Below are 18,236 nucleotides of genomic sequence, written 5' to 3' on the forward strand. Positions count from 1 at the left end.
ATCTGGAAGGGATCGGCCATCGTGAAAGCCTTGATCTATGGAGGACCGGGCGAGAAGAGCCTGGGCGAAAGGGCCAAGCCGCAGATCGCGGAGGGCGGCGACGCGATCGTCCGCGTGACGCACACCACCATCTGCGGCACCGATCTTCATATCCTGAAGGGCGATGTGCCGGGTTGCGCGCCCGGCCGCATATTGGGGCATGAAGGCGTCGGGGTGATCGATTCCGTCGGGCCTGCCGTCACCAACTTCACGCCCGGCGACCATGTCCTCATTTCCTGCATCACTGCCTGCGGACGGTGCGACTATTGCCGGCGCGGCATCTATTCCCATTGCAGGACCGGCGGCTGGCTGCTGGGCAACGAGATCGACGGGACGCAGGCGGAATATGTCCGCATACCCCATGCCGACACCAGCCTCTATCCCATTCCGGCGGGGATGGACGAGGAAGCGCTGGTGATGCTGAGCGACATCCTGCCGACCGGCTTCGAATGCGGCGTGCTCAACGGCAAGGTCGCGCCCGGAAGCAGCGTCGCGATCGTGGGCGCGGGGCCGATCGGGCTGGCGGTGCTGCTGACCGCGCAATTCTATACTCCGGCGCAGATCATCATGATCGACATGGACGCCAACCGGCTGGCCGTGGCCCGGCGGTTCGGCGCCACATGCACCATCGACAGCCGGTCCGAAGATCCGGTGGAGATCGTCAGGGGCCTGACGGACGGACAGGGCGTCGACGCAGCCATAGAGGCCGTCGGCGTCCCTGCCACATTCGAGCTTTGCCAGGACCTTGTCGCGCCGGGCGGGGTGATCGCCAATATCGGCGTGCATGGCAGGAAGGCAGACCTGCATCTCGAACGGCTCTGGTCGCATAATATCACGGTGACGACCCGGCTGGTGGACACGGTGACCACGCCGATGCTGCTGAAGACGGTGGCTGCGGAGAAGATCGACGCCGGGCAGCTCGTCACCCACCGCTTTTCGCTGGACGCCATATTGGACGCCTATGACGTTTTCGGGCGGGCGGCGAAGACCCAGGCCTTGAAGGTCCTGATCACGCCCTGAGCCGGTCGAAGGGCGGCAACCGGCTTTCCGCCTGAAGGGATGCGGCGATAAAGATCCGGCGCGCGCGATCTTGCGTCCGGTTCACCGCGGCGCGCTCCAGAATGGCGGCGCGAAGCGGGTTTTCGATGAGGGAGAAACAAGATGTCGATGGTGGATCGGGTCAGGCAATCGCTGGATGTCGTCTTTCTGGCGACGCTGTCGTTCGGACTGGTGATCGCGATTTGCGCGATCATCCTGGCCAAGCTGCCGGGCTGAGGGGGGTGAGGGCGCGGCTTGTGGCGGGACGGCGGTCACGCCTTGCTGTGGTCCAGCGCCGCCATCAGGTGGACCGACAGGTCCTGGATCGTGAACGGCTTGGCCAGCAGCGGCACGCCCTCCTTCGCGGCGGAGGCCGCCGCGGCGCTGTAGCCCGTCATCAGCATCGTGCCCAGATGCGGCCAGTGCTTCCTGATCCGCAGCGCCAGCTCCATGCCGCCGACCTCGCCCGGCATGATCATGTCGGAAAGGATCAGGGAGAAATCGTCCGCTCGCTCCAGCCGGCGCAGCGCCGCGTCGCCATTGTCGACCCGCTCCATCTCATAGCCCAGCGTCGTCAGCATGCCGCCCACCGTGTCGGCCACCGTGTCGTCATCCTCCACCAGCAGGATGCGCTGCCTGCCGGAGGCGCCGACGGGTTCGGCCGGCCTGTCGCTTTCCCGGGGCGCGAGCAGGGATCGCGGCAGCAGCAGGGTGATGGTCGTCCCCCTACCGACGATGCTGTCGACCAGCACCTCCCCGCCCGACGCCCGCGCGAAGCCGTAGACCTGGCTGAGGCCAAGCCCCGTGCCCTGACCCACCGCCTTGGTCGTGTAGAAGGGTTCGAAGATCTTGTTGACCAGTTCCGGCGCGATGCCGGCGCCGCTGTCCGTCACCGCGATCTGCACCCGGTCGGGCAGGTCGCCATGGACCGGGCGGTTCGCGCCTTCGATGACGATGGTGCCGCCCTTCTGCATGGCGTCCCGGGCGTTGAGGGCGATGTTGAGGATCGCCACCTCCAGTTCCGACGCATCCACCTCCACCGGCCAGAGGTCCGCGGGAAGGTGCATGGTCACCCCTATGCTTTCGCCCAGCGATCGTTCGAGCAGCGCATCCATGCCCCTGATCCGCTCCCGCAGGTCGACGACCTCCGGGTTGAGCGGGGTGCGGCGGGAGAAGGCGAGCAGTTGCCGCGTCAGTTTCGCGCCCCGGTCCAGCGCCTGGCGTATCCCGGCGCGCAGCTTCTCCAGCCTGGCCGCGTCCTGGGTGCGTTCCATGAGGTCGAGACCGCCGGAAGCGACCATCAGCAGATTGTTGAAATCATGCGCGACGCCGCCGGTCAACTGGCCCATCGCCTCCATCTTCTGCGACTGGCGCAGCGCCTCTTCGGCCTGCTGGCGGCTGGCGATTTCCGCCTGGAGAGCCTGGTGCGCGCGGCGCAGCGAGGAATAGGAGGCGGCGAGCATCACGATCAGCACCGCCGCCGCGATGACGATGACGGCGATGCCCAGATAGCGGGTCAGGCGGCGCGACAGGCTGTCCATGGTGGATTGGAGATAGACGGAGCCGAGCCGCGTGCCGCCCTGCTTCACCGGGACGGTGACGGCGAGCGCGGCGGGCGGCGCGTCCCGGCTGGCCTCCTCCGCCCGCTTGGGCAGCCGGGCGGGAGGGCGCGCGAAGCCGGCGGCGAAGGCGCCCTTGCCGTCATAGGCGGCGACCGCGACGATCTGGGGATCGGCCTTCAGCGCGTTCAGATATTCCTGGAGCGCGACATCGTCCTCGAACGCCAGCGGGGCGGCGATCCCATTGGCCAGAACCTGCGCCTGGACGGTCGTCTGCCGCAGCTTTTCGACGCGGCCGAGCTGTTCGAGCTGGATGGCGGCGGCCAGCCCCGCGGCCAGCAGCAGGAAGGCGATCAGGACGGCGGAAAGGGGCGTCGCCATCTGTCCGACGACTTTGCCCAGGCTGAGCCGGCTTGGGGTCGCTTGCTTCATTTCCGGTTCACCGCGATGGCAAGGCCCAGCAATTTGGAACTGATCTTGAGGCCGTTGGCCCGGGCCGCGCCGTCATCGATCTGGAACCGCACCCGGCCACTCTGCCGCACGAATTCGATCATCGCGCCGCTGGGCCCCGCGCTCTTGTCCGCGACCGTCAGCACCGGCTGCCCCTCTGTCGTCGCGAAGGGCGCATAGCCGGGATCGGTCGAGTGTCCGGCGAACAGGATGTGGCAGCCGGTCGGGCCCGCTTCGCCGCCAGCACGCCGCACCACCACCGGCCGGCCGACCATCTTCTGGCCTCGCACCACCTCGTTGAGCAGGGTGCCGAACGGGTCCTCTCCGACGACGCAGATGACGAAATTCCTTTCCGTCCCGGAAAATGCCGCCGGGGGCCATTCCACGAAGGGCGCGAACTTGAACAGGAAATTCGCCTGGATCGCGCGTTCCAGCGTCGTCGGCGAATTGGCCGGCACCGGCGCCGGAACGACGATCGCGGCCGCCGCGAGACAGGACAGGGCGGCCCATCGCCGGCGTCGTGCCCGCCTGCCGCGCGGTGAAGGGTTCAGATCGTCCATTTGAGCGCCACGAACACGCTGCGGCGGAGCGGCGTCGCCTGCGAAGCGGGAAGCTCACGGTGGCGGCGGTGCAGCAGGTTGAAGCCCGATACCGACAGTTCGGCGCGCTCATCGAATTGCCAGCCCAGTCTTGCCCCCAGCTCCACATAGCCCGGCACATGGGGGTCGGGCAGGGCGGACACATAGCGCAGGTCGAAATCGACATTGACCTCCGGCCCGATGTCCATGGAAGAGCGCAGCGTCGCGCGGTGTTTGGGATCGTTGCCGACCTGCGACACGCCGAGCAGGGGCACCGAGTCCGGCTTGAAGCGGAACTTCTGGATCAGCAGGCTGTAGCCGGGCTTGAGCCGCCACCAGCTTGCCAGACGGATGTCGGCCCAGGCGTCGAAGCCATAGCTGTCGCCCTTTATCCCATTGCCCCAGCGCAGCGGCAGCAGCCCCTCCGGCGCCGGCTCCACCGTCCGCAGGTCGTCATAGACATTGTAGAAGGCCGAGACCGAAAGCGACGCGCGGGGCGAGAGCATCAGCCGCGTGCCCAGTTCGAAGGCGGTCAGCTTTTCGGAGCGGAAGCTTGGAAGGGCGGTCAGGAAGACGGTGCCTTCGATGGATTCGACCACATCCTCGTCGAAGGGGGTGGGGGAACGCACCGCGCGGGAGACCGCGCCCCAGACCAGGGTTCCGGGGTCGGGCTTCCAGGACAGGCGAACGCTGGGGAGGAAGGTCAGGTCCATGTAGCTGCGCTGCTCCAGCTTGGCCCCGACCGTGCCCGTGATGGACGGCGTCAGGGCGATGCTGTCCTGCGCGAACAGATTGCCGACGAAAAGGTTTCGCCGCTCGGGCACGAAGTCCAGGCCGGGAATGTCGCGGATCACATAGCGGCCGAGGCGCGCCCCGCCGCCCCAGACGATGCTGTGGTTGCGCCCCAGGGTGAAGCTGTGCTGCCCCTCCACATCGAAGGTGTCGAGCGCGAAGCGGCCGCCGTCATCCTCGATCTTGCGGGCGGTGTGGTCGTAATAGGCCTGGAGCTGGAGCGTCGCGCCGGACGCCGCGCCATGGCGCCAGCGGGCAAGCAGGTCGTAGCCGTGCAGGCTCTCGTCGGACGCGGTCCCCCGCGAGCGGGAGCCGTAATAGCCGTCCCCCTGCACCATCAGCGCGTCGGCGGGGGTCGCGTTCCAGTCGAAGCGGAAGCCGCCCTGGGTCCGGCGGTTGCCGTCGTCCGCGTTCGACGCGCTTTCGAAATTCTCATGGCGCTTCACGAACAGGCGATAGCTGGCGTTGCCGCCGGCATGGCCGCCATAGCGCAGCCCCAGATCATAGGTGCTGTTGCCGACCACGCCGGTGCCGTACAGGCCCTGTGTCGCCCCTGCGTCGCGGGTGATGATGTTGATCACGCCATTGACGGCGTTCGATCCCCAGAGCGTGGCGCCGGGGCCGGAGATCACCTCTATGCGGTCGACATCCTCCGGCAATATGTCCTGCATGTCCCAATAGACGCCGGAATAAAGCGGCGAATAGACGCTGCGCCCGTCGATCAGCACGAGCAGCTTGTTGGAGAAATTCTGCGCGGCGTCGTTGCCGCCAAGCCCGCGGGCGGCGACGACCGTATCGTTGGGGCCGCCGCGCATGACCTGCAGATTGGGCGCGAGCCGGAGAATGCCGGGCAGCGTCAGCGTGCCTGAACGGACGATGTCGTCATGGGTGATGACATAGATGGACGCCGGGGAGTCGGCCAGCGAAGCCGCCGACCGGGTGACGGACGTGACGTCCAGCTTCGACAGTGCGGCGATCGGCATGTCGCGCAGTTCTTCGATGCTCTGCGCCTGGGCGGCCGTACCGTATAGGGACAGAAGGCCCACGGCCACTCCGCCGAACGCCGCGCCGCCAAAAGCCCATGCCATTTTTCGTTCATCCCCCTGCGCTGCCCGTTGCGCTTGCCCCCGGCGCGAGGATCGCCCGCGCATCGTGGAGTCGTTACGCAGCCGCGTCGGAAAAGTTCCACGCCAACCTCCGCAATTCCATGCATAATGTGCCTGAAACCCACGGTCGGACGCCGGCAGCCGCACGCCGCCTTCACAGGGCCGCAAGGCTCTTGGCCAGATCGATCTGCTTGAAGGGCTTGGTCAACCGCGGCAGTTCCGCCGAAATTCCGGCATTTTCGGCATAGCCGGAAATCAGCAGCGCCCTGATCTCCGGCTTCAGCACCCTCGCCTGCTCGATCAGGTCGGTGCCGGTCGTGCCGGGCATCAAATGGTCGGTGACCAGCACGTCGATGCCCGGCTCTGCCTTCATGATCGCGAGCGCATGTTCGGCGGAGCTGGCCTCCAGCACGTCATATCCCAGTTCGCGCAGCATGTGCACGGTGCTGGCGCGCACCAGTTCCTCATCATCCACCACCAGCGCCATGCCATGGTCCAGCTTGACCGGGGCGATGTCCGGCCCGGCGGCCTCCTTCCCGGCCTCGATCTCGCTGGTCGGCAGCCAGAGGCTGATCGTCGTGCCATGGCCCACGGCGCTTTCGATGGTGAGGCCGCCGCCCAGCTGCGCGGCCAAGCCATGCACCATCGACAGGCCAAGGCCGGTCCCCTGGCCCACGCCCTTGGTCGTGAAGAAGGGCTCTATCGCCTTTTCGGCGGTCTGCTGGTCCATGCCGATGCCGGTGTCGGCCACCGACAGCCTGACATATCGCCCCTCCCGCAGATGCAGCCGGTTGTCGGCCGCCATGCTGTCGCAGTTCACGCCGATGCGAAGCTGCCCGCCGTCCGGCATCGCGTCGCGCGCATTCACCGCCAGGTTCAGCAACGCCATTTCGATCTGGTTGGCGTCGGCATGGGCGGCGGGCAGGTCGTCCCCCACCGCCAGTTCGACCTGCACGCGCGGGCCCGACGTGCTGACGATCAGGTCGCGCATGTCCCGCACCAATCCCCCAATGTCGATGGCGGTGGGTTGCAGGGGCTGCCGCCGCGCGAAGGCGAGCAGCCTTTGCACCAGCATCTTCGCCCTGTCGGCCGATTGCAGGGCGCCTTCGATCAGTCGCCGCTCCCGATCGGTGCCCAGGCCGCGGCGATGGAGCAGGTCGAGGCTGCCGACGATAGGCGTCAGCAGGTTGTTGAAATCATGGGCGACGCCGCCGGTCAACTGGCCCATGGATTCCAGCTTCTGCGACTGGCGCAGCGCCTCCTGCGCCAGTTCCAGTTCGTGCGAGCGCTGCTGCACGCGCTCCTCCAGCGTTTCGTTGAGCGCGCGCAAGCGCTCCTCGCTCTGGCGAAGCGCCGCCTCCATGCGGCGGCGTTCGGTGATGTCGTTGAACAGCACGGCGACCTGGGGCGCCCTGGGGTCGCCCACGCGAAAGGCGTAGACGTCGTACCAATAGCCGCCCAGCGCCTCGGCCGCGTCCTCGAAGCGGACGGCCTCGCCGGTGCAGGCGACCTGGCCGTAAATGTCGAACCAATGCTGTTCATGCTCCGGCACGAGCGAGCGCATCCGCTTTCCCACCGCGTCGGTGAGCCCGGTATGGCGCGCAAAGGCGGGATTGGTCTCTATGAAGAGATAGTCGACCGGCTTCCCCGCCTCGTCGAAGATCATCTCTATGATGCAGAAGCCCGCCTCGATCGAATCGAACAGGGTGCGATATTTCTCCGCGCCGCGATGCAGTTCCTCCAGCCTCGCGCGGGCGTCATATTGCCGCCGGCGGCCGCGCAGCGCCGAACGGGCAAGGCTGATCAGCGTGGTGGGGTGGAAGGGCCGCTCCAGGAAATTGACGTTGCCCAGCATCTCCAGATAGCGCGACGCGGACGGGTTGCGTTCCAGCCCGCCGCCGCGGCGGGTCAACAGGATGAAGGGAAAGTCCGACCATTCCGGCTGATCCTGCAACCAGCCGACCAGCGGGTGCAGGTCGCGATTGTGCAGCGCCTCCTCCGTCACCAGCGCGAAGCCGGCGCCATGGTCGATGCCGTTCAGCAGGGCGGGAAGATCCCGGCAGATTTGCGACCGCAATCCCGCCTCGGCCAGCATCGATGCCGCGATCTCCGCATCGCGCCCGACGGGAGCGAGGATCAGCGCCCGTTCGGAAAGATGCGGTATCACGCCTTCTCGTCTTCGAGCAGCGCCGGCGCGCTGCCGACGAAATGCGGAACCCCGCGCAGCACGCCCTGGAAGCCCACCAGCGGTTCGCCCAGGCGAATGCCGTAAGATCCGATGCGGAATTCGCGGATCGTGTCCTCATGCGATCCGGTCCGCTTCTTGATGATCGACATGGCGCGGCGCACCCGGCCCAGCGCTTCGAAATAGCGCAGCAGGATGACCGTGTCGGCCAGATAGGTGACATCGACCGGCGTCTTCATGTCGCCCACCAGCCCATGCTGCGCGACCGTCAGGAAGGTGGTGGCCCCCTGCCGGTTCAGATATTGCAGCAGCTCATGCATGTGCAGGACCAGCGCATTTTCTTCCGGCATGGCGGACTGATAGCCGTTCAGGCTGTCGATGACGACGGTCCTCACGCCATGCCGTTCCACGCAGTTGCGCACCCGCTGGGCAAATTCGCCGGGGGACAGTTCGGCCGCGTCCACCTGCTCGACGATCAGGTCGCCGCTCCCGGCCATGGCCTGCATGTCGATGCCAAGGCCCAGGGCGCGGTTGAAGAGCAGGCCCATCTCCTCGTCGAAGACGAACATCGCCGCCTTTTCCCCGCGCCGGATCGCCGCCGTGACGAAGGTGAGGGCGAGCAGGGATTTGCCGGTGCCCGCCGGGCCGAGGACGAGCACGCTGGAGCCCCGCTCGATCCCGCCGCCCAGCAGGGCGTCGAGTTCGCCGGATTCGCTTTTCAGCACGTCGCGAACGAAGCTGGTCTTGTGTTCGGCCGACACCAGCCGGGGAAAGACTCGGACGCCGCCCTTCTCGATGACGAAATCGTGGAAGCCGCCGCGAAAATGCCGGCCGCGATATTTGATGATGCGCATCCGGCGGCGCTCCGGGCCGTAGCCGGGCGACAGTTCCTCCAGCCGGATGACGCCATGGGCGACGCTGTGCACGGTCTTGTCCGCCACCTCCGCCGTCAGGTCGTCCAGCATCAGCACCGTCGCATTCTGTTTCGAGAAGAAGTGCTTGAGCGCCAGTATCTGGCGGCGGTAGCGCAGCGAGCTTTGCGCCAGCAGGCGGATTTCAGACAGGCTGTCCAGCACCACCCGGTCCGGCCGGACCCGCTCGAACGCATCGAAGATGCGGCGGGTGGTCTCGCCCAGTTCCAGGTCGGACGAATAGAGCAGGCTTTGCTGCTGCTGCTCGTCCAGCAGGCTTTCGGGCGGCACCAGTTCGAACAGGTCCACCCCCTCCAGCGTCCAGCCATGCGATGCCGCGCTCTCGCGCATCTCGTCCTCGGTTTCGGACAGGGTGATGTAGAGGCAGCGTTCGCCGCGCCCCGCGCCTTCGATCAGGAACTGCATCGCGACGGTGGTCTTGCCCGTGCCCGGACTGCCTTCCAGCAGGAAGACCCGGCCGCGGGTCAGCCCGCCGGAGAGAATGTCGTCAAGGCCATCCACCCCCGCCAGGGCCTGTTCGGTCGAATAGGTCTCCACGTCATCTCCTTTCAGGGCAGGAGCATCGGCGATTACCATGGGAAGCGGCGGCCCAGAATGCGTCGCAGATTGATTTCGATCAAGTCACGCCATTAGGTGCGCGTCACGCGCCGGACGCGCCGCTCTCCCTGTCGTCGATCTGTTGCCGCGCCTCCGACGCCGCCCTGATGAGTTCGTTCGCCGTTTCTTCCGCGGCATCCGGCGTCATGCTGATGGCGACCCCGTCCGGGCCGTCGAGCATCACCTGTCCTTCCTCTGCATAGGCCTTGCCGGATTCATCGAAAACGCCGTCTCGGGGCATGGACCATCCTCTTCCGTTCATGTGGGAAGGACGCTCCGCAGGCGGATGCGGTTCCCTCAGCCGCCGATGAACAGGTAGGATGGGTCGTAATCGCACAGCCGCCGCAGCGCGGCGAGATCGGAAATGGTGACCCTGCCGCGCTGGACCTGGAGCAGTTCCCGTTCCCGGAGTTCCCGCAACATGCGATTGATGTGCACCGACGTCATGCCGCACGCCTCGCCCAGATCGGCCTGGGTCAGCGGCAGCGCGAACCGGCTGCCGTCGCTCAGCCCCACGGCGCGCAGCTTCGCCTCGATCTCGCAGAAGAAATGCGCGATCCGCGCGACGGCGTCGAGCCGGCCGAGGCGGAATATCCATTCCCGGTGCATGGCGGCGTCCAGCAGCGTGCTGAACCACAGCAGCTTCGTCAGATTGGGCCGCTGGGCCAGCAGGCCGTCCAGCGCCTCATGCGGGACCATGGCGATCTTGGAAGCGCTGAGGGTCGCGACATCATGGTCCAGCCGCCCCAGCGGATAGCCGTGGAGGTCGACGAAATCGCCGGGGACGTGGACGGCGACGAGCTGGCGCAGGCCGTTGCGGTCGTCCATGTAGCGGCAGATGAACCCTTCCATCAGGTAAGTGCTGCATGCGATCGGTTCGCCCGCATGGGCGAGGAGCTGGCGCGCATGGGTCTTGCGGACTTGGCTGACGCTGGCCTCCAGCGCCGCGAGATCCTGATCCGACAATTGCTCGCGGCGACGATTGCGGAGGAAGTCGGCAAAGATCATCGGCGGCATGTCTCCCCAGGGCATGGAGGCCCGGCCAATGGCTTATCAGCAGGGCCTGCCGGCGGCCAGCCTCTTCTCTCCGGCCTTTGGTCCCATGGCCCGGCCGGGATGAGGCGGGACGAGGGCAGCGAAGCGAAGTCCGCTTCCGTCTCACCCATCCTGCGGCGCGGTCATCGTCTCATCCAGCAGGCGGGGGACGATGGCGGCGAGTTCGCGCGCCAGGAAACCGATCCTGCCGATCTCTTCCGACAGGGCCCGTCCCGCCGCGCCGTGCAGCCAGCAGCCCCAGGCGGCGGCGCGGAACGGATCGGCCCCACGCGCCAGCAGGCCGCCGATGATGCCCGCCAGAACATCGCCCGATCCCGCCGTGGCCAGGCCTACGCAGCCCCCGTCGAAGCGGAGCAGCCGGCCGGACGGATCGGCCAATATGCTTTCCTGCCCCTTGAGCAGGATGACCGACCGGAAGCGGCCGGCCATGTCGGCTGCGACGCCTTCGGGATCGGCTGCGACGGCGGCTTCATCCATCCCCGCGAAGATCGCCATCTCCCCGCGATGGGGCGTCATGATCACGCGGCCCTCATGGCTGGCGATGACGGCGGCCAGGTCGCGGGCGGAGGTCAGCGCCGCCGCATCCAGCACGACGCCAAGGCCCTGACGCGGGGACGCGAGCAGGCGCGCCACCAGCGTGTCGGTGCGGTCGCTGACGCTCATCCCCGGTCCCAGGACCATGGCGTCGCATCGTCCGACATGCGCCTCCAGCATGGCCACGGCCTGGGCGGCGATCTCGCCATTGCGGTCGGACGGCAGCGCCAGCATCGACGCCTCGGGCACCAGCACGCCCAGCGCGGTCGCGACCGACTGGACCGTCGCCAGCTGCACCTTGCCGGCCCCCGCCCTGAGCGCCGCCTCGCCCGTCAGGCGCAGGGCGCCGGGGACGAATTCGGCGCCGCCGATCACAACCACGCGGCCGCGCTCATTCTTGTCCGATGCGTTCGCGAGCCCCGGCAGCGGATGGTCGCGCAGCCAGCGGCGATCAATCCGTGGCGGGCTCATCCGCGCGCTCCCGCAATGGCGTCGGGCGCCTTGGTGACGGGCGTGCGGTCCTCCTCCATCGGCGCGGTGACATTGTAGCGCTGAAGGACCAGCCGGCCGTCGCGGCCCGCATCCGCCTCCAGCCGATAATCGGTCACGGCGCAGTTCGCGACGTCACCCTTCGCGTCGATGGCGAGAATCTCGGTTTCCGTGAGGCTCTCCAATATATAGCGCATGCACAGCACCACGACCTGATGGCTGAAGATCATCACCCGCCGCCCGGCATAGTGGAGCGAGATGGTGTCCATCACCGACCGCAGGCGAAGGATGACGTCGCACCAGCTCTCTCCGCCGGGCGGGCGATGATAGAATTTTCCCAGCAGGCGGCGGAATTCGGCCTGGTCGGGGAAGATGTTGCGGATGCCGCCGGTGGTGAGGCCGTCCAATATGCCGAACTCCTTTTCGCGAAGCCGCTCGTCGAAGCAGATCGGCTCCTCCCCCGCCGCGCCGCCATGGTCGCGGAAGAGCCGGGCGGTCTGGCAGGCGCGCAAATAGGGAGAGGACAGCAGCACATCCGGACGGCAATCTTCTGGCTGCCGCGCGAACCAGCGGCCGAGCGAAGCGGCCTGTTCCCGCCCCAGATCGCTCAGCGGCACGTCGGCATCGCGGATGGACAGGGCGATGCGGTCGGCCGCCGCTTCATGGGCGGCGTCCCGCGCGACATTGCCAGCGCTCTGGCCATGGCGCGCGATGATCAATTGGGCGGGCCAGCGGATCGTCATCTGACTTCTTCTCCTTCCCTTCTTCCCTGCATCGGGGGGACAACGCCCGGGCGGCGGATCGGCTTCATCCCGCCGCGCGGGCGGACCCTTCGCGCCCGCCATTCGTATAGTCCGTTCCAAAATCGGGAGATGATGATCATGAGCGATGCGCATAAGCTGAAGGAACATCTGTGGGATCGCATGTCGGACAGCCCCTTCATGATGCTGGGCCTGACCGGCAGCGGGCAGCATAGCGAGCCGCTGACCGTCCAGTTGGACAAGGACCAGGTGGATACGCTGTGGTTCTTCGTGGGCAAGGACAACCGTCTGGCCGGCGGCGGCGCGGCGATGGGCCAGTTCGTTTCCAAGGGGCACGATTTCTTCGCCTGTTTCGCCGGTCGCGCGCGCATCGACAATGATCCGGCGATGATCGACAAGCTGTGGTCGACGACGGTCGAAGCCTGGTTCCCGGGCGGCAGGTCGGACCCCAATCTGGCCCTGCTGCGCTTCGACATCGACGAGGCGGAATTGTGGGAGGCGGACGTGTCGCTGACCGGAAAGCTCAAGATGCTGTTCGGCGGCAGGATACGTCCGAGCGAGGAGGGCAGCCACGCCAGGGTCGAGACGACGGCGAAGTGACCTGGCGATCCGGCGGCGAGCCGCCGGATCGAAACGGGCGTGCGTTTCGCGGCGGTCCTGTGTAGGAGGCGGTCGGGGGGCGGATGCCGGTCCGCCCGCATGGTCTTTTCGCAAGGATGGCGGTGCCGATGGAACACAGGTCCGTGGATGCGGTGCTGCTCGACATGGACGGCACGATCCTGAACTCCATCAAGGTGGCGGAACGGGTCTGGGGCGAATGGGCGCTGCGCCATGGACTGGATGTCGAGGCTTTCCTGCCGACCGTCCATGGCGTGCAGTCGGTGGAGACGATCGGGCGGCTGGGCCTGCCCGGCGTCGATCCGGTGGCGGAGGCGGCGCTCGTCACCCAGGCGGAGATCGATACGGTCGACGGGATCGAGGCGATCGAGGGCGCGGCGGCGTTTCTCGCGGCGCTGGCCGATTGCCGCTGGGCCGTCGTCACCTCAGCCCCGCGGCAGCTTGCGCTGCGCCGCATCCAGGCCGCTGGGCTGCCCGTTCCGCCGCTGCTGATCGCGGCGGAGGATGTGGAACGCGGCAAGCCCGCCCCGGACTGCTTCCATCTGGCGGCCAAACGTCTGGGAACGACGGCGGACCGCTGTCTGGTGATCGAGGATTCGGTGGCGGGGATCATGGCGGCGGAGCGTGCGGGCGCAAGCATCCTGGTCGTCACCGCGACCCATCACCGGCCGATGGAGACCCCGCATCCCGCCATTGTCGACTATCGCGGCCTTGGCGCGGTTCCTGCCACCGGCGGGTCCGTCCGCATCGGACCCATCGGCTGAGGCCAGGAGGACGCTGCGTCAGATCGGACGACGCGCCATCGTCTTCCTTCGCTCAGGGCAGGGTCTGGCCGGTGCGGTCGGCCCAGAGTCGCCACCAATAGGCGATCTGCCCCGCCCGGAAATTAGGGGCGACGGCGGTCCTGCGGTCGATCAGCAGCGGGCCGCGATGAGGGCCTTCATATTCCGTCCAGCGCGGCAGAGCCCTGTTGCCCGACCCAAGGCCGTTGGGGTCGCCGTCCTTGATGAAATTCGCCCAATAATCCTGCATCATCGCGGCCAGACGCGCATTTTCGGCGCCCTGCGACGCCTTGGCCGCGCCCAGCGTATAGCCGAAATCGGCGCAATGCGGCGCGCCCGCCGCCTTGCCGCGCTCGGCGGGGGGGACATAGGCGAAATGATAGGACCAGCTTGGCTGCCAGCGCGCCGCGAGAGCCGCCGTCGCGGTCGCCGCCGCGGTGAAGATGAAGTCGGTCTGCACCTGCCGCAGCAGTTCCGCCGGGGGCAGCCTGCCCTGCGGATCATAGACCTTCCGCACCGCCGCCATGTCGATGCCGAAGCGGTCCTTCAGCACCCTTTCGTCAAAGCCCATCAGGCCGAAGATGCTCGCTTCATTGCTGGTGGAGCCGGCGATATAGGGGACGCGGGCGATATGCCCCCTGGCGAAGGCGATGGCGGTTTCCTCCGGGATCATCTCGCCGTCGACCACCGCGCCGAAATTGGGGGGGCCGGGATCGGCCGCCATGACCGCCGCCGGATCGAGCCTGCGCAGGGCGGCGATGGCCTCCTTGCCCTCGCCGGTGACGCCCGCGCGCCCGGCGAAGGCGACCCCCTCCCGCTCCGCCTGCGCCTGCGGACGGGTCGCATTGTTGATGCCGCCGCCGCTATGCGCGCTGGCGCGGGCGAACAGGCCGCGCGATCGGGGCGAGGCGACCAGCGCGTTGATGCTGGAGCCGCCCGCCGAGCAGCCCATGATCGTGACCTTGTCCGGATCGCCGCCGAAGCGCGCGATATTGTCGCGCACCCAGTTCAGACCGGCGACCTGGTCCATCAGCCAGTAATTGCCGGTCGGCGCCCCCGGCTGCTCCGCGCGCAGGCCGGGGTGCGAGAAGAAGCCGAGCCGCCCCAGCCGATAGTTGAGCGACACCACCAATATGCCGCGCCTGTTATAGACCCGGGCGGCATCGTCGAACAGTTCCGCGCCCGAACCCACGAAGAAGGCGCCGCCATGGATCAGCACCAGGACCGGCATCCTGCCCTCGAACGAGGGGGTGGCGACATTGATCGACAGGCAGTCCTCGCTTTGCGGAGCGCCGCGTTCATGGGGGGTCTCGGGCTGCGGGCAGATCGGGCCGAAGCGGGAGGCGTCGCGAGGGGTGGTCCAGGGGGCGGCCGGGCGCGGCGGCGTCCAGCGATGGTCGCCGCCGGTCGTCCGGGCGAAGGGGATGCCCTTGAAGACGCCGCCTTCGCCCTGCGCCACGCCGCGCACGGGTCCGGATGCGGTCGCCACCACCGGACCTGCCGGAGCCGCCGCGACCAGGCTGCCGCCGACCAGCGAAAGGCAGGCGGCGCCCGCCAGAAATGCTGCTGCCTTCACCCCATCTCTCCCCAGGAAGGGCAGGCGGCGTCCCTTCGGTGCGCCGCCTGCCCCGTGATCAGAATTTGAACCGGACGCCGGCGGTGAACGCCCGTCCCACCGTATCATAGGTGGAGATGATCGTCGGCAGGTTCACACCCGGAATATCGGCGGCCACCAGCGGCGGATCGCGGTCGAACAGATTGTTGATCGTGATGAACGGCTCCAGGCTGCCGCCCCAGCCCTCGATCTTCTGGCTGATGGTGAGGTCGGTGTACCAGACCGAAGGCGCCTTCGCCCCGGAATAATTGTTGTTCGGTTCGCGCGATCCGACCTTCACCGGACCGGTATATTGTTCGGAGACGAAGATGGTGAGCCCGCCGTCGCTGACATAGTTGAGGTTCAGCGTGCCGCGCCATTTCGGCCGGGCGATGGGACCATTGTTGATGCCGTAGCCCGCGGAGTCATAGGCGGGGACCGCCGCGCTCTGCTGCGTCACATATTTGTCGAGCCAGCTGACATAGGCGCGGGCGCTGAAATTGCCGTTGCCAAGGCGCGTCGCATAGCTGGCGTCGATGTCGATGCCCGCCGTTTCCAGCCTGGCGATATTGGCGGCCGCGATGCGGACCAGGCTGGGGAAGGCGGTCGGGCTTGGCCGGGTGATCAGCGCGCATTCGGGCGCAGAGGCATTGGCGACGCAGTTCTGCACGATCCGCGTGGTGTCGAGCGTGCCGATGGCGCCGTCGATCTTCAGGTTGAAATAGTCTGCCGACAGGCTGAAGCCGGGCAGGAAGCGCGGCGTCAGCACGAAACCGAAGGTCCTGGTCTTCGCCTTTTCCGGATCGAGCAGGCGGTTGCCGCCCGACACGGTGGAGACGTTGCCGCTCTGGCCCGACACCGGATCGGTCAGCAGCCCGATGCCGCTCTGGTCGCCCGCGAACAGGTCGAACAAGGTGGGCGCACGGATGTCGCGGGAGATGGTGCCGCGCAGCAATATGTCCTGTACCGGCTTCCAGGTGAGGCCGACCTTCCACGTTTCGACCTGGCCCGACGTGCTGTAGTCGGTGATGCGGCCCGCGCCGTTCAGTTCCAGCGAGTTGAGGAAGGGCATGTCCTTGACGATCGGCAGGTTGATTTCACCGAAGGCTTCCTTGACCGTCACGCTGCCCTGCGCCTGGCCCACATTGGTCAGCCAGTAGAAGAGGGAGGTCGAGGACACGCCGCGCAGGCCGGCGAAATATTCGCTGCGTTCAGCGGCGGTGTCGAGCCGCGAGGGGTCGCTGTTGCTGGTGAGGTCCAGCGACTGCTTGCGCCATTCGCCGCCGACCACGATGTCCACCGGACCGCCCGGCAGTTCGAAGGGCGAACCCTGGAACTGCAGCGCGGCGGCGTCATGCTTGATCCGCGCGTCATAGGACATGGTGCCGGTCGCATAATCATAGCCCGGCTGGTTGGTATAGGCGTCGCCGGTCAGGAAGATGTTGAGCGGCTGGCATCCGGCGAAGCGCGCCCGGATGACGGGATCGGCGCTCAGCGTCGGGCGGCAGACGATATTGCCGTTGGTGTCGCGCACGGCGTCCAGCGCGGCATAGGCCTTCTGATAGTCGTAGAGGCCATGCTGGTCGACGCTGTGCCTGGAACTGCCATGGGTATAGTTGACCGACCATTTCCAGCCGTCGCCCAGATTGCCTTCGAGGCCCGCCGTCGCCATCCAGAAATCGGTGCGTTCCTGGGTGAAGGGCTTTTTCGCGCTGTCGCCCGAATATTTGCCGATGTTGAACTGCTGGCCGGGGGTCAGCGCCGCCTCGATCCGGGCGGGGATGAAGGGGTTGCCCTGGAAGACGGGGGCGTTCTGCGTGCCGACCCAGGCATTGGACTGGCTGATATAGCTGAGTTCGCTGCGGGTGAAATTGCCCTGCACGAAGAAATTGATGTCGTCCGTCACATCGTAGCTGAACCGGCCGAAGGTCTGATAGGTGCGCAGCGGCGCGACCGCATGGACGTCCGACGGGATGACGAAGCCGTCGCCGCCGATGTTGAACGCCGCCGTTCCGGTCGGCGTGCCGTTGTCGAAGGGCCGGATCGTGCCGTCGCCGTTGATCTGGTAATTGGCGAAGGGGCCGTCCAGTATCTTGCCGTTGTCGCTGGCGAAGATCAGGTGGATATTGTCCTGAAGGATGCGTGGATTGGCGTTGGAACCCGGCGTCGCGCTGCTGCCGGGCACGCTGCCGACATAGACATAGTTGGAATTGCCGCCCTTGCGGTCGGATCGCAGCATGCCGTCATTATTATAATATTCGCCCGACAGCAGCAGGTGGCCGCGCCCGCCGAACAGGTCCATGCCGCCGGCCAGGCTGATGCGCTGATTGCCATTGTCCCCGCGCTGCGACACGCCGGCCTGGACGCTGCCGGTGAGGCCGGTGAACTTGCGGTTGAGGACGAAGTTGACGACGCCCGCCACGGCGTCCGACCCATAAGCGGCCGATGCGCCCGCCGTCACGATGTCGACGCGCTGGAGCAGGGCGTTGGGGATGACATTGGTGTCGACCGTGCCCTGATAGGTGGTGGGCGGCACGCGCATGCCGTCGAACAGGATCAGCGTGCGGTTGCCGCCGACGCCGCGCAGGTTGAGGACATTGCCATGGCTGGCGCTGTTGGCGAAGTTGTGGGAACTGCGCGAGGGGCTGGAACTGTTCTGGAACTGCGGCAGCTTGTTGAGCGCATCGGGCACGTTGGTGGGCGTCGCCTTGACCAGATCCTCCGTCGTGGCGACCGTCACGGGGGTGGGCGCGGTATAGCCGTCGCGCACGATGCGGGATCCGGTGACGATGATGTCGCTGGTGCCGGCGTCCGTGCCGGCGTCGGCCGGGTCTTCCGACCGGAGCTGGGCGCCGTCGACCTGGGGAGCGGTCTGCGCCATGGCCGGAGCGACAAGTGCCAGCAAGCTCACACTGACGCATGTGGCGGACGCAACGGACAGCTTCATCCCAAGTCTCCTCTCGCTGGAAGGGTTTGTTATTCAAATATATACTGTGATGCATAATTCGCTAGAAGCATAAAAAGTGCATGTCAATGCATTTTTCGCAAGCGGTCGCGCCGGGTGTCCGCCGCCATGCGGGCGGCGTCGTCGCGGCGTGACAGGGCAGGGCGTTTCGCCGGTGCATC

General features: G+C 67.0%; 14 protein-coding genes. 3 read left to right on the forward strand and 11 right to left on the reverse strand.

The window, feature by feature from the left end:
* Positions 1-21: 21 nt before the first annotated feature.
* Positions 22-1,059, forward strand: a complete 1,038-nt coding sequence (locus tag EGM87_RS18775; RefSeq protein ID WP_137708666.1) for a zinc-dependent alcohol dehydrogenase family protein — start codon at positions 22-24, stop codon at positions 1,057-1,059.
* Between the two features lie 290 nt (positions 1,060-1,349).
* Here EGM87_RS18775 and EGM87_RS18780 read toward each other — a convergent pair whose 3' ends face one another.
* The 9 genes from EGM87_RS18780 to EGM87_RS18820 all read right to left on the reverse strand — a co-directional run bounded on the left by EGM87_RS18780 (position 1,350) and on the right by EGM87_RS18820 (position 12,098).
* The gene (locus EGM87_RS18780; RefSeq protein ID WP_044660950.1) at positions 1,350-3,068 is read right to left on the reverse strand and encodes an ATP-binding protein; all 1,719 of its coding nucleotides are present in this window, start codon (positions 3,066-3,068) and stop codon (positions 1,350-1,352) included.
* Positions 3,065-3,646 carry a TOL_0243 family YfiR-like periplasmic protein gene (locus EGM87_RS18785; RefSeq protein WP_044660949.1) on the reverse strand — a complete coding sequence of 194 codons (582 nt, stop codon included), beginning with the start codon at positions 3,644-3,646 and terminating at the stop codon, positions 3,065-3,067. The genes EGM87_RS18780 and EGM87_RS18785 overlap by 4 nt, the downstream gene beginning before the upstream one ends.
* The gene (locus tag EGM87_RS18790) at positions 3,634-5,544 is read right to left on the reverse strand and encodes a TOL_0244 family TonB-dependent receptor (protein ID WP_065846323.1); all 1,911 of its coding nucleotides are present in this window, start codon (positions 5,542-5,544) and stop codon (positions 3,634-3,636) included. The genes EGM87_RS18785 and EGM87_RS18790 overlap by 13 nt, the downstream gene beginning before the upstream one ends.
* A 172-nt stretch (positions 5,545-5,716) precedes the next feature.
* Entirely contained in the window at positions 5,717-7,729 is a 2,013-nt protein-coding gene (locus EGM87_RS18795) for a hybrid sensor histidine kinase/response regulator (protein ID WP_137708665.1), read from the reverse strand.
* On the reverse strand, positions 7,726-9,216 hold the full coding sequence (locus EGM87_RS18800; protein ID WP_137708664.1) for an ATPase domain-containing protein: 1,491 nt from the start codon (positions 9,214-9,216) through the stop codon (positions 7,726-7,728). The genes EGM87_RS18795 and EGM87_RS18800 overlap by 4 nt, the downstream gene beginning before the upstream one ends.
* Positions 9,217-9,319: 103 nt before the next feature.
* On the reverse strand, positions 9,320-9,517 hold the full coding sequence (locus tag EGM87_RS18805) for a hypothetical protein (RefSeq protein ID WP_137708663.1): 198 nt from the start codon (positions 9,515-9,517) through the stop codon (positions 9,320-9,322).
* A 56-nt stretch (positions 9,518-9,573) separates the two neighbouring features.
* A complete protein-coding gene (locus EGM87_RS18810; protein ID WP_025548724.1) occupies positions 9,574-10,284 on the reverse strand; it encodes a Crp/Fnr family transcriptional regulator in 711 nt (236 codons plus the stop codon).
* 150 nt (positions 10,285-10,434) lie between these two features.
* A complete protein-coding gene (locus tag EGM87_RS18815; RefSeq protein WP_137708662.1) occupies positions 10,435-11,337 on the reverse strand; it encodes an NAD(P)H-hydrate dehydratase in 903 nt (300 codons plus the stop codon).
* The gene (locus EGM87_RS18820) at positions 11,334-12,098 is read right to left on the reverse strand and encodes a histidine phosphatase family protein (RefSeq protein WP_044660945.1); all 765 of its coding nucleotides are present in this window, start codon (positions 12,096-12,098) and stop codon (positions 11,334-11,336) included. The genes EGM87_RS18815 and EGM87_RS18820 overlap by 4 nt, the downstream gene beginning before the upstream one ends.
* 138 nt (positions 12,099-12,236) lie before the next feature.
* Here EGM87_RS18820 and EGM87_RS18825 point away from each other — a divergent pair, with 138 nt between their 5' ends.
* Both EGM87_RS18825 and EGM87_RS18830 read left to right on the forward strand, forming a co-directional pair.
* Positions 12,237-12,716: a pyridoxamine 5'-phosphate oxidase family protein gene (locus EGM87_RS18825; RefSeq protein ID WP_025548719.1), complete on the forward strand. Its 480-nt coding sequence runs from the start codon at positions 12,237-12,239 to the stop codon at positions 12,714-12,716.
* A gap of 128 nt (positions 12,717-12,844) precedes the next feature.
* Positions 12,845-13,498, forward strand: a complete 654-nt coding sequence (locus tag EGM87_RS18830) for an HAD-IA family hydrolase (RefSeq protein ID WP_244968700.1) — start codon at positions 12,845-12,847, stop codon at positions 13,496-13,498.
* Between the two features lie 52 nt (positions 13,499-13,550).
* Here EGM87_RS18830 and EGM87_RS18835 read toward each other — a convergent pair whose 3' ends face one another.
* Both EGM87_RS18835 and EGM87_RS18840 read right to left on the reverse strand, forming a co-directional pair.
* The gene (locus EGM87_RS18835) at positions 13,551-15,092 is read right to left on the reverse strand and encodes a carboxylesterase/lipase family protein (RefSeq protein WP_025548715.1); all 1,542 of its coding nucleotides are present in this window, start codon (positions 15,090-15,092) and stop codon (positions 13,551-13,553) included.
* Between the two features lie 58 nt (positions 15,093-15,150).
* Positions 15,151-18,057, reverse strand: a complete 2,907-nt coding sequence (locus tag EGM87_RS18840; protein WP_137708661.1) for a TonB-dependent receptor domain-containing protein — start codon at positions 18,055-18,057, stop codon at positions 15,151-15,153.
* Positions 18,058-18,236: the final 179 nt, after the last annotated feature.

Origin of the sequence: Sphingobium sp. RSMS (assembly GCF_005406185.4) — a bacterium.
Classification (GTDB): domain Bacteria; phylum Pseudomonadota; class Alphaproteobacteria; order Sphingomonadales; family Sphingomonadaceae; genus Sphingobium; species Sphingobium fuliginis.

Coding starts and splice junctions, on each gene's coding strand:
- EGM87_RS18780 (WP_044660950.1), bottom strand. CDS start 3,068: ATGAAGCAAGCGACCCCAAGCCGGCTCAGCCTGGGCAAAGTCGTCGGA.
- EGM87_RS18785 (WP_044660949.1), bottom strand. CDS start 3,646: ATGGACGATCTGAACCCTTCACCGCGCGGCAGGCGGGCACGACGCCGG.
- EGM87_RS18790 (WP_065846323.1), bottom strand. CDS start 5,544: ATGGCATGGGCTTTTGGCGGCGCGGCGTTCGGCGGAGTGGCCGTGGGC.
- EGM87_RS18805 (WP_137708663.1), bottom strand. CDS start 9,517: ATGCCCCGAGACGGCGTTTTCGATGAATCCGGCAAGGCCTATGCAGAG.
- EGM87_RS18810 (WP_025548724.1), bottom strand. CDS start 10,284: ATGATCTTTGCCGACTTCCTCCGCAATCGTCGCCGCGAGCAATTGTCG.
- EGM87_RS18815 (WP_137708662.1), bottom strand. CDS start 11,337: ATGAGCCCGCCACGGATTGATCGCCGCTGGCTGCGCGACCATCCGCTG.
- EGM87_RS18820 (WP_044660945.1), bottom strand. CDS start 12,098: ATGACGATCCGCTGGCCCGCCCAATTGATCATCGCGCGCCATGGCCAG.
- EGM87_RS18825 (WP_025548719.1), top strand. CDS start 12,237: ATGAGCGATGCGCATAAGCTGAAGGAACATCTGTGGGATCGCATGTCG.
- EGM87_RS18830 (WP_244968700.1), top strand. CDS start 12,845: ATGGAACACAGGTCCGTGGATGCGGTGCTGCTCGACATGGACGGCACG.
- EGM87_RS18840 (WP_137708661.1), bottom strand. CDS start 18,057: ATGAAGCTGTCCGTTGCGTCCGCCACATGCGTCAGTGTGAGCTTGCTG.